The organism is Bradyrhizobium sp. WU425, assembly GCF_021052305.1.
GTDB lineage: Bacteria > Pseudomonadota > Alphaproteobacteria > Rhizobiales > Xanthobacteraceae > Bradyrhizobium > Bradyrhizobium canariense_D.
In genome coordinates, this window is sequence record NZ_CP088089.1 from 687,965 (window position 1) to 700,393 (window position 12,429).

The window sequence follows — 12,429 nt, forward strand, 5'->3', positions numbered from 1 at the left end:
CCAGACCGACAATTGGAATCTGCACATGCCGCATCCGCTCGACAGCTTCTTTGCACCCGCCAGCATCGCGCTGATCGGTGCTTCGCGCGATCACGAGAAGATTCCGGGGCGCCTGCTGTCGATGTTGCGCAAGAACGAGTATCCCGGAAAAATCTATCCGGTGAACCCGAACTACGCCGAGATCGACGGCCTCATTTGCTACAAATCGATCACCGACATCGGCGCGCCGGTCGATCTCGCAATCATCCTCATCCCCGCCCGCGCGGTGCTCGCCGCGCTCGAACAATGCGCCGCCGCCGGCGTGAAGAACGCTGTTATCATCTCCTCCGGCTTCGCCGAGGAGGGCGGGGAGAGCGCGGCGATGCAGGACGCGATCGCGGGGCTGGCGAGGCGCACCGGCATGCGGATTTCCGGTCCGAATGCCGAAGGCTTTTTCAGCCAGAAGCAGCGCGTGGCGGCGACGTTCAGTCCCGCCGTGGACGTCAAGCCGAGCGTGGTGCCGCTGGTCGCCACGACGAAGCGGATCGGCATCGTGGCGCAGAGCGGCGGCATCGGCTTTGCGTATTATCACCGCGCCAGTGCGCTCGGCATTGCCGTGAGCTATGTCGTCAGTGCCGGCAACGAATCCGATCTCGGGGCCGGCGAGTTTCTGGATTACATGGTGCAGGACGCTTCAACGGACGTGATCCTGCTGTTCATCGAAGGCATTCGCGACGTCGACAAGTTTCTCGCGGCAGCGCGGCGCGCCGCCGAACTGAAAAAGCCTGTCATCGTCACGAAGGTCGGCCGCTCCGGCGCCGGGATGCGCGCGGCCGCCTCGCACACCGCGAGCATGGCCGGATGGTCGGCGGCCTACGACGCGGTGTTCGCCAAATATGGCTTCATCGTCTCCAACGATCTCGACGAGGCGCTGACGATCGCAGCTGTGCTTGCGAGCAATCCGTTGCCGAAAGGCGATCGCGTCGCCGTGGTCACCGTCTCCGGCGGCGCCGGCATCTGGGGCGCCGATGCCGTGGCGCTGCAAGGCTTGCAGGTGCCGGAGCTCTCCGAAAAAGTCCAGGCGGAGATCAGCGCGCTGATGCCGTCCTACGGCACCGCGCGCAACCCGATCGACGTCACGGCGCAGGGCGTGACCTCGGGCGGCTTGCAAAAGAGCGTCGATGTGCTCACCGCGTCGGACGAGATCGACGCAATCCTGATCGTGCTGTCGCTGTCGAGCGACGTCCGGAAGCCCTTCAAGGAAGCCGAGCTGACGCCGGTGCTGGCCGCGCAGCACAAGCCGGTGGTGTTCTATTCCTACACGGTACCGTCCGATTTCGCGCGGCGCGAGCTTGCCAAATCCGGCGTCGTGGTGCTCTCCGGCCTCACTTATGTCGGCGTCGCGATGCGGCAGCTCGTCGATTATGCCACCTTCGAGCTGCAGAGGCCCGCGGACGGGGCGCAAGTCCCCGCGCGGGACATCTCAGCACAGCTGAAATCGCCTGCGCTCTCGGAAGCCGACAGCAAGACATTGCTCCGCGCCGCCGGCATCGCGCTGCCGGATGAAGTGCTGGTGAAGGACAAGGGCGAGCTCGATGATGCCGTCGCCCGCGTCGGCTTTCCGGTGGTGCTGAAGATCCAGTCGCCGGACATCGCGCACAAGAGCGAGGTCGGCGGCGTGCGCGTCAATATCACCACAAAGGGCGAAGCGTTTCTGGCGTTCGAGGCGCTGCTCAACAATGTGCGCCAGCACAGGCCTGAGGCGGCCATTCAGGGCGTGCTGGTCTGCCCGATGGCGAAGCAGGGTGTCGAGATCATCGTCGGCACCATGACAGACGCGACGTTCGGGCCGATGGTGATGGTGGGCCTTGGCGGCATCACGACCGAATTGTTCCGCGACGTCGTCTACCGCCCGGCGCCGGTCAGCGCAGAAGAAGCCGGCACGATGCTGGCGCGCTTGAAAGCCGCGCCGCTGCTGACGGGATTTCGCGGGGCGGCGATGGCGGATGTTGCGGCGGTGTCGCAGTTGATCGCGGACATTTCCGTGCTTGCCGCGCAACATGCAGAGGAGATCGCGGAGATCGAGCTCAACCCGGTGCTGGTGCACGCGGAAGGGCAGGGCGTGACGATCGTGGACGCGCTGGTGGTGGGGCGGAGATCATCCCTCTCCCCTTGTGGGAGAGGGTGGCTCGCCGCGAAGCGGCGAGACGGGTGAGGGGTCTCTCTCCACAAGCGCAAGAGAATGGCTTGCGGAGACAACCCCTCATCCGGCGCTTCGCGCCACCTTCTCCCATAAGGGGAGAAGGAAGAAAGGACCTACCGCCCCCTGAAATTCGCGACCCGCCGCTCTTCCGTGGCCTTCACGCCTTCCTTGAAGTCTTCCGTGGCGCGCAGTCGGGTCTGCTCCTCGAGCTCGTGATTGGTCGCGGCCATCACGCGATCGGCGAGGCCAGCGCGCATCGTGGCGCGGGTGGAGACGAGGCCGAGCGGGGAGCATTCGGCGATTTCACCGGCGAGCTTCAGTGCGGCCGCCTTGACCTGGTCCTGCGGCACCAGCTCGTTGGCGAGGCCCCATTTGAAGGCCTCTTCACCGGTGACGCGGCGGCTGGTGTAGAACATCAGCTCGGCGTTGTTCTTTCCGATCAGCTCGGGCAGCGTCACAGTCAGGCCGAAGCCGGGATGAAAGCCGAGCTTTGTAAAGTTCGCGGAGAAGCGCGCTTCGGGGCAGGTGACCCGGAAGTCCGCCGAGACCGCGAGGCCCAGTCCGCCGCCGATGGCGGCGCCCTGCACGGCCGCGACGATCGGCTTCTTGGCGCGGAAGATGCGCACGGCCTGGATGTAGAGATGATTGATCGCCCCGAGGCTGTCGGCCGGATCGCCCTTGGCCGTCTTATCGGCTTCGCGCGCCTCTTGCGCCTGTCGTGCCGGGTCCTGGAAATTGGCGCCGGCGCAAAACGCCTTGCCCTGGGCCGATAGCACCGAGGCGCGAATCTCGATGTCGCGATCGAACTCGTCGAGTGCGTCCGCGATCTGGTTGATCAGCGAAATGTCGAAGAAGTTGAGCGGCGGGCGGCGGATCTCGATGGTGCCGACGTGACCAACTGTTTCGACGCCGATATCTTTATAGGTGCTCATGATGTCCTCGAATGATTAGCGCAAGCCAAGCCCGCGGGCGATGATGCCGCGCAGCACCTCGGTGGTGCCGCCCTGGATGGTGAGTTTCGGTGCGGTCTTGATGGCGAAGTCGAGCTGCCGCTCCAGCGTCTCGCGGTTGGTCGCGGTCTCCTCGACGAAGGCGGCGAGATCGCGCACGCGGTGCGGCAGCTGCTGCTCCCACACCGTGCCGATGTCCTTGACGATGGAGGCTTCGACGACGGGCTCCTTGCCGGCTTGCAGCATGCCCGCGACCGAGACCGACATGCGCCGCATGGTGTGGAGCTGCGCCACCAGCCGGCCGATCCCTTCGGCACTGCGCGTATCCGGATTGGGACCAACGGCGCGAACCAGCTCGGTCAGCACGTAATAGGTCTCCAGAAAGCGCTCGGGGCCCGAACGCTCGTAGGCAAGCTCGCTCGTCGCCTGCTTCCAGGCGCCGTCGACTTCGCCGAGCACGTGATCGTCGGGCACGAAGAAGTCGGTGAACACGACCTCGTTGAACTCGTACTGGCCGGTGATCTGGCCGATCGGGTTCACCTGGATGCCCGGCTGCTTCATCTTGACCAGAAACTGGGTCAGGCCGTGACGTCGGTTTTCCTTGGTCGGCTGCGACGTCCGGAAGATCGCGATCATGTAGTCGGCGATATGCGCCGACGAGGTCCAGATCTTGGTGCCATTGATGAGATAGCCGCCGTCGGTCTTGGTCGCGCGGGTCTTCGCGGCAAACAGGTCCGAGCCGGAGTTCGGTTCGCTCATGCCGATCGCGAAGCAGATCTCGCCGCGGCAGATGCGCGGCAGGATGTCCATCTTGATGTGCTCTGGGGCGTATTTCAGCAGCACCGGCCCGCTCTGGCGATCGGCGACGAAGAAGCGCCGCGTCGGCGCGTTGGCGACGCGCATCTCCTCCGTCACCACGTAACGTTCGAGGAACGAGCGCTCCTGGCCGCCATATTTTTTCGGCCATGTCATGCCGAGCCAACCCTTGGCGCCGACCCGGCGGGAGAATTCCGGCGCGTCGGTGTCTTCGCGGTTGGGCTTGTGCGGATCGAAGGTACCGGCGGCGATTTCCTCCGCGAGGAAGGCGCGTACTTCCTTGCGCAATTGCTCGCATTTCTCGGGCAGGCGGATCGGATCGAAACGGAGGGCAGCGGTCATTGTTGTCTCGTCCCTGATCAGCGCGAAGCCACGAGCGGCCACAATTCGTCGGCGCCGCGGTTGGCAATGAGCTTGCCGAGCTCGACGGCCCAGTGGCTTTCCGAACCGAAATCGTCGCGCCAGGCAAGCGCCCGCAGCGAATAGCGGTGCAGGATGTGCTCCAGGGTGAAGCCGATCGCGCCATGGACCTGGTGCGCAATGGCGCCGCCCTTTTCCGCAGCTTCCGCGCAGCGGATCTTTGCGGAGGCGGCTTCGAGATAGACCGCGTCATCGAACGACTTTGCGTTGGCGTTGGCGATGGCGTCGGCCGCGGAAGTCGCAGCCGCAAGCGCAGCAGCCGACTCGCCGGCGAGGCGGGCGAGATTGTGCTGCACCGCCTGGAATTTGGAGATTTTCTTCTCGAAGGCGACGCGCTCGTTGGAATAGCGCACGGAGATGTCGAGCATCGATTCCAGCGCGCCCGCGATCTGAAGGCTACGCGCGACGCCGCCCATCAGCATCATTGTGGTCTGGTCAAAGCCGCTCGGGGCGGGCTTGATGGTGACGGGCTGGACCTTGTCGAGCGTGACGGTGTCGCTGTGGTCGTAGCCGACATTGAGTCCGGTCTCGATCCGACCCTTGCTCGCATCGACCAGCGCGACCGCGACGCCGTCCTTGCCGTGGGCCAGCAGTGCGAAGTGCTTTGCCGCCTTTGCGAAGGGCACGCCGCGGGCGCGGCCGGAGAGCGCACCATCGGCATCGCGGGTGATGCGATCCTTGGGCGACGCCGGCAGCACCGTCATCTCCCCCTCCGGGGAAGCGATCTTCGCCTGCGCCAGCAGCCAGCCGGCCAGCATGGTCTCGGCCAGGGGAACCGCGACTGCGAAACGGCCGGCCGCGTTCAGCAGCGCAAAGCCGTCGGCCAGACTCGCGCCGGAGCCGCCGAGATCGTCGGGCACCCAGGCCAGCGGCAGGCCGGCCTCGCTCAGCGCCTGCCACAGCGGCGCCTGCCACGAATCCTTCTTGTCGTTGTTGACGGTCTGCGGATCGGCGAGATCGGCGAAGATTTTCTCCGCGGTCTCGACGACGATATTGTCACTCTCCGCCACAGCGTTCCCCGTGTTTTGCCATTGGCGCATCCGGCCCCAGTGGGGCGGGCGCGCAGGTTCTTCTTGCGCCCGATGATCCAAAAAAGCCATGGCCCTGACAAGCGCTGATCGCAGGTCAACCTGCGGCGCGGGCATGGGCGATGAGCTAATTCCGCTTAGCGGAGTTTGCTCGATTTGCAGGGCGCGGCAAACTCGCTAAACAGAACGTCGATACTCAATCAAGGGGAAGGAAATCCGGATGGCAAAGGACAGTTTGTGCGCAATCGTGACGGGGTCCGCCTCCGGCCTGGGTGCTGCGACCGCGGAAATTCTCGCACGGAGCGGGGCGCGGCTCGTCATCAACTATTCCTCGAGCCAGAAGGAAGCGGAGGCGACCGCGGAGCATTGCCGCAAGGCGGGCTCACCGGAAGTTCTGGTCGCGCAGGGCGACGTCTCGAAGGATGACGATTGCCGCAAGATCGTCGCGGCAGCTGGCGGCTGGGGCCGGCTCGACGTGCTCGTCAACAATGCCGGCACCACCAAGCATGTCGTCCATGCCGATCTCGACGGATTGTCGGCGGAAGATTTCCAGCGCCTGTACGGCGTCAACACCATCGGCCCGTTCCAGATGGTGCGCGCGGCGCGCAGCCTGCTCGAGGCCGGCGCCAAAGCTTCTGGGCGGCCGTCCGCCGTGGTCAACATCTCCTCGGTCGCCGGCATCAGCGGCGTCGGATCGTCGATCGCATACGCCGCGAGCAAGGGCGCGCTCAACACCATGACGCTGTCGCTGTCGCGCGCGCTGGCGCCGCTGATCCGCGTCAACACGGTATGCCCGGGCTATATCGATACACCCTGGTTCACCAAGGGCCGCGGCGAGGCGGGCGCCAAGCAGGTGCGCGACAGCGTCGTGGCGAAGGTGCCGCTGAAGGTCGCGTCATCGGCGGAACACATCGCGCAGCTCGTCTGTTTCCTGGCGATGCCGGCCTCCAGCAACATGACCGGCGAAGTCGTGCGCATGGATGCGGGGATGCATTTGGTGACGTGATCGCGCGGCACATTCTCTCCACGTCGTCGCCGGGCTTGACCCGGCCTCCGCTCTCTCCACGTCATGGCCGGGCTTGACCCGGCCATCCACGTGTCGCCGCGCGGATCAAAAAACGTGGATGCCCGGGTCAAGCCCGGGCATGACGATGAGGTGGCGGTGTGCCGCTTTCCGCGTTTTGAAGCGTCACCCCTTGATCACGCCGCTCGCCACCAGCCGGTGCCAGATGAACAGCACCACCACGGCGCCGATGGTGGCCATGATGAATCCTGCACCCTGGTCGGGGCCGTAATGACCGATGGCCTGGCCGATGAAGGTCGCGAGAAACGCGCCGGCGATGCCGAGGATGGTGGTGAGGATGAAGCCGCTCGGATTGTTCGGTCCCGGCGCCAGCCAACGCGCGATGAGGCCGGCGACGAAGCCGACGACGATGATCCACAACAAGCCACCCATGCTCATGTCCGTGCTCCCCTCGTTTGACTAAACCAATCAGACTCTGCCCGCGATCTCTTGCTCGGTCGGCAGCCGTCCGTCCGGCGTCAGATGGTCGACCACCTGCGGCAGATATTGGCTGAGGCCCGAGAGCAACTCGTCACGCGACAGGCCGCTTTGGGCGGACAGGCTCTCGATCTGGTCGGCGCCGAGCGCATTGGCGAGATCGCCTGGAGCGATCGCCTTGTTCTCGCCCTTGCCGACCCAAGTATTGGCAGTATCGCCATGACCGCTCTGCTGAAGCTGGTTGAGGAGATCGCCGAGCCCGCCGCTGAGCACGCTGCCGGCCGCGCCGCCCGCGAGCAGGCCGCCAAGGTCGCCCTTCAACAGGTCGCCGAGGCCACCGCCAGCGCCCGCATTCACCGGCGGGGGGAGATGCGTCGGCGTCGGTGCGGGGGACGGCTGCGGCGCGCTGCCGCTCTGGTTGCCGCTCATATGCTTGAATGCCTTCCAGGCGAGCAGGCCAAGCAGCGCCATGGTCATGGGCGACATGCCGCCGCTGGATGAGGATTGTGAACTCGGCGTGCTTGGCCCGCGCGGGCCGTTCTGCATGCCGTTGAGGACGTCGAGCAAACCCATGGCGTTCTCCCTTGGCGCTTTGTTGCCGGTAACAAGCCCCGTTCGAAAACATATGAGGCCGTCATGACGGTTACAAGGCGATTGCGCCGCAACTCCGGGAATGGGCAGCAGACACAGCCTCTGCTATCGAGGGCGGATCGTTGAGGGGGCAAGCCAAGATGATGACGGATCGACCGATCGTGGTGGCCGGCGCGGGCGCCATCGGATGTTTCGTCGGCGGCACCCTGGCGGCTGCCGGTCGCCGCGTCGCGTTCCTGGTGCGACCGCGGGTGAAGGCCGAGATCGAGCGGTTCGGTCTGCTTCTGACCGATTTCGACGGCTCCGAGAAGAAGCTCGATCCGGGCCAACTCGCGCTATCGGAAGATCCCGCGATCTTGCACAGCGCCGGCATCGTGCTGGTCACGGTGAAGAGCGCCGACACGGCCGCTGTCGCCGAGCACATCGCGCAGCATGCGCCGCAGGACGCTGTCATCGTCTCGCTGCAAAACGGTGTCGGCAATGTCGCGGTGTTGCGCGAGCGCCTCGGCGATCGCCGCGTGCTCGCCGGCATGGTGCCTTTCAACGTGGTCGGGATGGGCGAGGGCCGCTTCCACCGCTCGACCTCCGGCGACATTCATGTTGGCCAAGATGATACGAACACGGCCGCAGCGCTGTCGGTGCCGGGGCTCACGATGCGCGCGAGCCGCGACATCACCGGCGTGCAATGGGGCAAGCTGATCATCAATTTGAACAACGCGCTCAGCGCCTTGTCCGATATGCCGCTCGCTGCGCAATTGGCGAACCGCGAATGGCGAAGGCTGTTCGCCGATCAGATGGTGGAGGGGCTGGCTGCGATGAGGGCCGCCGGCATCACACCGGTGTCGGCGACGCCGATCCCGTCGTCCTGGACGCCCGCCTTGCTGAGACTGCCTGATCCGATTTTCGACCTGATCCTGGGAAGGACCATGAAGATCGATCCCGAGGCGCGTTCCTCGATGTGGCAGGATTTGAAGCAGGGCCGCAAGACCGAGATCGACTATCTCCAGGGCGCGATCATCGCCCTCGCCGAACAGAACAGTGTCGACGTGCCGCTGTCGCGCCGCATTGTTGCGCTGATCAACGAGGCTGAGGCCGCGGGCAAGGGTCCGCCGCGGCTGACGCCGCAGCAGGTTCGCGGCGCTGCATGAGTTCACGCCGGCTGACGGGAGACGTGCGATGAAACGTTGTTTGACGGTCGGGGTCGTGCTCGCCGCCTTATGTGCAGCTTCCACGTTTGCTCAGGCAAGGCCGCCGACCGTCACGAATTCGCCCGGCTATGACGCGCGCCTGAAGGAGAGTCGTTCGCAGTTGGGTAGTTCACCGACAACAACGGCGCCGGTGAATGCGCCGGTTGCTCAACCGAAGCGCAGCAAGAAGAAGCACACGAACTGAGGCTAGGAGACGGATCCCCGCCCAGTTCGTCATTGCGAGCGTAGCGAAGCAATCCAGACTGCCTCCGCGGAGAGATGCTGGATTGCTTCGCTGCGCTCGCAATGACGGCGGCGCAGCTCAGCCCTTCTTCGCGGGCTTGCTCGGCGTCGGGCTGAACAGCTTCTTGATGTCGTTCAATCCATCCGACAGCCGCGGCCATTCGCAGGAGAACGAGCCCTTGGTGCAGGGTGTGCCCTTCGGCCGCGGCCGCGCGTCGCCGATGGCGGCCTGCTGGACTTTCGGCCGCTCGACCGGCACGGGCACGCGCTCGACCTCGGTTCGCAACGCGACCCGCTGGAGCTGCTGCACCTGTTGTTCCTGCTGCTCGCGCTGCTGGCGCGCGGTGGCCTGCGCGGCTTCATTGCTGCGGCGCTGATTGGCGAGATAGGCGGTGTAGGATTCGTCGATCTTCTTCTGCTCCTCCGGCGTCGGATTGGGCCCGGCGATGTCGAAGCTGCGGTCCTGGAGGAAATCGTAATAGGAATAGCCGCCGCCCGCCTTGCGCCGGCCGGCGAATTTGGCGTTGCAGTCGGCAAGCGCAGCCGTCTTCTCGGATTTGGTCGTAGCTTTCTCGGCGGCGTCGGCGCAGGCCTCGAAGTCAACAGGCGCGCGCTTCCACCATTGTGCCTGGGCATGCGACGGCGCCAGCAGGAAAAATCCTGCTGCGGCAACGACCAGCGCCGCACGATGCGATGCAACTACGTCCGACATTCTACGAGAGCATTCCTTGCAAAACTCAACCCGAACTGAGTCGGGCTGATTTTTGCCCCTTTATGGCCTGCTTGTCACCCATGGAACCCGGGAATTTCATGGCTGCGATGCTGACATTTTTTGCTTGACGTGGCGCATGAGTCACAGCGTCACTTCATCCTGCGCTCGCCTCATCGGCGACGCCAAGAAAACGAAGTGGAAACGCCTGATGCTGCTGCCCCTGTCCGACGTGCCGCGCTGGTACGCCGAGCGCAAACCGCAAGGCACGATCGCCGTTCGTCACGGGCGGGATACGCTGACATGGGACGCGCTCGAACGCGGCGCCAACCGGCGCGCGCGGGCGTTCATGGCCAAGGGCGTCAAGCCCGGCGACTTCGTGGCTATCGGATTGCCGAACGGCAATGCGTTCTTCGAGACCTCGTTTGCGGTGTGGAAATGCGGAGCGACGCCGACCTCGCTGTCATGGCGGCTGCCGCGCGGCGAAGCCGCCGCGGTGCTCGACATCCTGAAGCCGGCGCTGGTGGTGGGCGGCGAAGCCGACTGGAACGCGCCGAACCGTCTGCCAGCGGATTTCGAGCCGGAAGGATTTTCGGACGAGCCGCTCACCGCACCGGTGGCGCGCTATTGGAAAGCCATGACCAGCGGCGGATCGACCGGCCGCCCGAAGGTGATCCTCGATCACCAGCCGGCGGTGACCGACACGGTCGCCACGCCGCCGCTCAACATCCCCTTCGGGGTCTCGCTGCTCAATCCCGGTCCGCTCTACCACAATGCGCCGTTCATCGTGTCGCACCAGGCGCTGTTCACCGGCGCCCAGCTCACCGGCCTCGTCAAGTTCGACGCCGAGGAGGCGCTGCGGCAAATCGCGCGCGAGCGCGTGCAATGGGTCAATTTCGTGCCGACCATGATGCACCGGATCTGGGCGCTGCCGGAGCACGTGCGCAACGCCTACGATGTGTCGAGCCTGCAAACCGTCTTTCACATGGCCGCTCCGATGCCACCCTGGCTGAAGGAGAACTGGATCGCCTGGCTCGGGCCTGAGCGGATCTGGGAGCTCTATGGCGGCACCGAGCGACAGGGCTCCTACATCATCTCCGGCAAGGAATGGCTGACGCACCAGGGCTCGGTCGGCAAGATCGGCGAGACGGCGCGCTTGCGCATCATCGGCGAGGACGGCAACGACGTTGCGCCGGGTGAGACCGGCGAGATTTACTTCCTCAACAATGACGGCAATGACGCCACCTATCACTATCTCGGCGCCGAGCCGAAGCGCCGCGCCGACGGCTGGGAATCGCTGGGCGATATCGGCAGGCTGGATGCGGAAGGCTACCTTTATCTCGGTGACCGCCTCGCCGACATGGTGCTGCGCGGCGGCGCCAACATCTATCCCGCCGAGGTCGAAGCCGCCGTCTCCGAGAGCCCTGGCGTGCGCTCCTGCGTTGTGGTGGGATTGCCCGATCCTGAACTCGGCCAGCGCGTGCACGCCATCATCGAGCCGGAGAGCGATGCGGACGGCCAAGCCATCGCCGACGGAATGGCGGATTTCCTCAAAGACAGGCTCAGCCGCTACAAGCACCCGGAGAGCTTCGAGATCGTCACCGTCCCACCACGCGACGATTCCGGTAAAGTTCGCCGCACGCTGTTGCGCGACGAGCGCGCGGCGTGGATGAAGGAGGGGCGCGCGTTCCGGATTTGGCCGGCGAAGGCGCGGGCGGACGCCGATTAAGAGAATTCATGGGAAGGACCGAGATTATGACCATCACCATCGCCGCGAACGCTGTGCCGAAGCCGCCGGCCGCGATCATCGAGGGCTTTCGCGGTGCGCCGACCCCGGTCATTTCGGACAATCTCGGCCGGCTGCCGGGCGCCGTGGGGCTCAAACCCTATCATCGCGGTGCCAAGCTGGTGGGCACGGCCTTCACGGTCCGCACCCGTCCCGGTGACAATCTCGCCATCCACCGCGCGCTCGAGCTGGTGGGCCCCGGCGACGTCATCGTGGTCGATGGCGGCGGCGACGAGACCCGCGCGCTGGTCGGTGAGATCATGAAGAACATCGCGCAATGGCGCAAAGCCGAAGGCTACGTCATCGACGGCGCGATCCGCGACGTCGCGGCGTTCGCTGCCGATGACTTTCCCTGCTATGCCCGCGCGGTGATCCACCGCGGCCCTTACAAGAACGGCCCCGGCGAGATCAACGTGCCTGTTTCGATCGGCGGCAGCGTGATCTCGCCCGGCGACATCGTCGTCGGAGACGAGGACGGCGTGGTGTCGTTTGCCGCCGCCGGTGCCGCGGCGCTGCTCGACGCCGTGCGAGCCCAGGTCGCGCGCGAGGAGGAGACGCTGAAGGCGATCCGCGAGGGCCGTTATCAAGGCTCGTATGGCAAATCCTGATCAGCGAGAATGAAGAGGAGGGCGGCGTGAGCCAGCAGGACGAATTCCACAATCTCGACGATAACGGCGACGGGTTGTTTCGCGAGCTCGCGGCAGGGGTGACCACGCGCATCTTCTCCGGCGAGCAGGCGATGCTGTCGGTGGTGACGCTGGCGCCGCATGCGCAAGGCACGCTGCACCATCATCCCGAGGAGCAGTGGGGCGTGCTGCTCGACGGCTCCGCCATCCGCGTCCAGGGTGATGAGGAGATTGCCGTGAAGAAAGGCGACTTCTGGCGCACGCCGGGTAATGTGCCGCACACCATGCGCGCCGGCCCCGACGGCGCCCGCGTGCTGGACATCTTCAGTCCGCCGCGGCCAGAATACAGAAAAGCGGGATCCGGTTTCGGGACCACTTAAAGCGCCAAAG

The 12,429-nt window shown here is 65.4% G+C and carries 13 protein-coding genes; 7 read left to right on the forward strand and 6 right to left on the reverse strand.

All coding sequences use genetic code 11. The annotated features are described in order from the left end of the window. Positions 1–25 precede the first annotated feature (25 nt). The gene (locus BcanWU425_RS03175) at positions 26–2,194 is read left to right on the forward strand and encodes an acetate--CoA ligase family protein (protein ID WP_204512778.1); all 2,169 of its coding nucleotides are present in this window, start codon (positions 26–28) and stop codon (positions 2,192–2,194) included. Between the two features lie 101 nt (positions 2,195–2,295). Here BcanWU425_RS03175 and BcanWU425_RS03180 read toward each other — a convergent pair whose 3' ends face one another. Genes BcanWU425_RS03180 through BcanWU425_RS03190 form a run of 3 tightly spaced genes read right to left on the reverse strand, consistent with a single transcriptional unit; the run spans position 2,296 to position 5,378 of the window. After that, the gene (locus BcanWU425_RS03180; RefSeq protein ID WP_204512777.1) at positions 2,296–3,114 is read right to left on the reverse strand and encodes an enoyl-CoA hydratase/isomerase family protein; all 819 of its coding nucleotides are present in this window, start codon (positions 3,112–3,114) and stop codon (positions 2,296–2,298) included. 15 nt (positions 3,115–3,129) lie between these two features. Further along, entirely contained in the window at positions 3,130–4,290 is a 1,161-nt protein-coding gene (locus BcanWU425_RS03185) for an acyl-CoA dehydrogenase family protein (RefSeq protein ID WP_085351673.1), read from the reverse strand. Positions 4,291–4,307: 17 nt separating this feature from the next. Further along, positions 4,308–5,378, reverse strand: a complete 1,071-nt coding sequence (locus tag BcanWU425_RS03190; protein ID WP_085358868.1) for an acyl-CoA dehydrogenase family protein — start codon at positions 5,376–5,378, stop codon at positions 4,308–4,310. Between the two features lie 238 nt (positions 5,379–5,616). Between BcanWU425_RS03190 and BcanWU425_RS03195 the strand changes: the two genes are divergently transcribed. Then, positions 5,617–6,402, forward strand: a complete 786-nt coding sequence (locus BcanWU425_RS03195) for an SDR family NAD(P)-dependent oxidoreductase (RefSeq protein WP_204512776.1) — start codon at positions 5,617–5,619, stop codon at positions 6,400–6,402. Positions 6,403–6,585: 183 nt separating this feature from the next. Here the strand turns inward: BcanWU425_RS03195 and BcanWU425_RS03200 are convergent, their stop codons facing one another. Further along, positions 6,586–6,858, reverse strand: a complete 273-nt coding sequence (locus BcanWU425_RS03200) for a GlsB/YeaQ/YmgE family stress response membrane protein (protein WP_085384090.1) — start codon at positions 6,856–6,858, stop codon at positions 6,586–6,588. A 30-nt stretch (positions 6,859–6,888) separates the two neighbouring features. After that, a complete protein-coding gene (locus BcanWU425_RS03205; protein ID WP_231189762.1) occupies positions 6,889–7,470 on the reverse strand; it encodes a YidB family protein in 582 nt (193 codons plus the stop codon). Between the two features lie 158 nt (positions 7,471–7,628). On the opposite strand from BcanWU425_RS03205, the gene BcanWU425_RS03210 reads away from it, so the two are divergent. Next, positions 7,629–8,636, forward strand: a complete 1,008-nt coding sequence (locus BcanWU425_RS03210) for a 2-dehydropantoate 2-reductase (protein ID WP_085351619.1) — start codon at positions 7,629–7,631, stop codon at positions 8,634–8,636. Positions 8,637–8,664: 28 nt separating this feature from the next. Beyond that, complete coding sequence (locus BcanWU425_RS03215; RefSeq protein WP_085358825.1) at positions 8,665–8,880, forward strand: hypothetical protein; 216 nt, start codon at positions 8,665–8,667, stop codon at positions 8,878–8,880. Between the two features lie 117 nt (positions 8,881–8,997). Here the strand turns inward: BcanWU425_RS03215 and BcanWU425_RS03220 are convergent, their stop codons facing one another. Next, a complete protein-coding gene (locus tag BcanWU425_RS03220) occupies positions 8,998–9,630 on the reverse strand; it encodes a hypothetical protein (protein WP_085384088.1) in 633 nt (210 codons plus the stop codon). A 208-nt stretch (positions 9,631–9,838) separates the two neighbouring features. Between BcanWU425_RS03220 and BcanWU425_RS03225 the strand changes: the two genes are divergently transcribed. Genes BcanWU425_RS03225 through BcanWU425_RS03235 form a run of 3 tightly spaced genes read left to right on the forward strand, consistent with a single transcriptional unit; the run spans position 9,839 to position 12,419 of the window. Further along, complete coding sequence (locus tag BcanWU425_RS03225) at positions 9,839–11,356, forward strand: AMP-binding protein (protein WP_231189764.1); 1,518 nt, start codon at positions 9,839–9,841, stop codon at positions 11,354–11,356. Positions 11,357–11,382: 26 nt separating this feature from the next. Continuing rightward, entirely contained in the window at positions 11,383–12,021 is a 639-nt protein-coding gene (locus tag BcanWU425_RS03230) for an RraA family protein (RefSeq protein WP_204514026.1), read from the forward strand. A 26-nt stretch (positions 12,022–12,047) separates the two neighbouring features. Then, positions 12,048–12,419 carry a cupin domain-containing protein gene (locus BcanWU425_RS03235; RefSeq protein ID WP_018452976.1) on the forward strand — a complete coding sequence of 124 codons (372 nt, stop codon included), beginning with the start codon at positions 12,048–12,050 and terminating at the stop codon, positions 12,417–12,419. The last annotated feature ends 10 nt before the right edge of the window (positions 12,420–12,429 follow it).

What these genes read in the sequence shown, in the direction of transcription:
- BcanWU425_RS03210 (WP_085351619.1), top strand. Translation starts at nt 7,629, where the DNA reads ATGATGACGGATCGACCGATCGTGGTGGCCGGCGCGGGCGCCATCGGA.
- BcanWU425_RS03195 (WP_204512776.1), top strand. Translation starts at nt 5,617, where the DNA reads ATGGCAAAGGACAGTTTGTGCGCAATCGTGACGGGGTCCGCCTCCGGC.
- BcanWU425_RS03205 (WP_231189762.1), bottom strand. Translation starts at nt 7,470, where the DNA reads ATGGGTTTGCTCGACGTCCTCAACGGCATGCAGAACGGCCCGCGCGGG.
- BcanWU425_RS03220 (WP_085384088.1), bottom strand. Translation starts at nt 9,630, where the DNA reads ATGTCGGACGTAGTTGCATCGCATCGTGCGGCGCTGGTCGTTGCCGCA.
- BcanWU425_RS03185 (WP_085351673.1), bottom strand. Translation starts at nt 4,290, where the DNA reads ATGACCGCTGCCCTCCGTTTCGATCCGATCCGCCTGCCCGAGAAATGC.
- BcanWU425_RS03215 (WP_085358825.1), top strand. Translation starts at nt 8,665, where the DNA reads ATGAAACGTTGTTTGACGGTCGGGGTCGTGCTCGCCGCCTTATGTGCA.
- BcanWU425_RS03225 (WP_231189764.1), top strand. Translation starts at nt 9,839, where the DNA reads ATGCTGCTGCCCCTGTCCGACGTGCCGCGCTGGTACGCCGAGCGCAAA.
- BcanWU425_RS03200 (WP_085384090.1), bottom strand. Translation starts at nt 6,858, where the DNA reads ATGAGCATGGGTGGCTTGTTGTGGATCATCGTCGTCGGCTTCGTCGCC.
- BcanWU425_RS03175 (WP_204512778.1), top strand. Translation starts at nt 26, where the DNA reads ATGCCGCATCCGCTCGACAGCTTCTTTGCACCCGCCAGCATCGCGCTG.
- BcanWU425_RS03230 (WP_204514026.1), top strand. Translation starts at nt 11,383, where the DNA reads ATGACCATCACCATCGCCGCGAACGCTGTGCCGAAGCCGCCGGCCGCG.
- BcanWU425_RS03180 (WP_204512777.1), bottom strand. Translation starts at nt 3,114, where the DNA reads ATGAGCACCTATAAAGATATCGGCGTCGAAACAGTTGGTCACGTCGGC.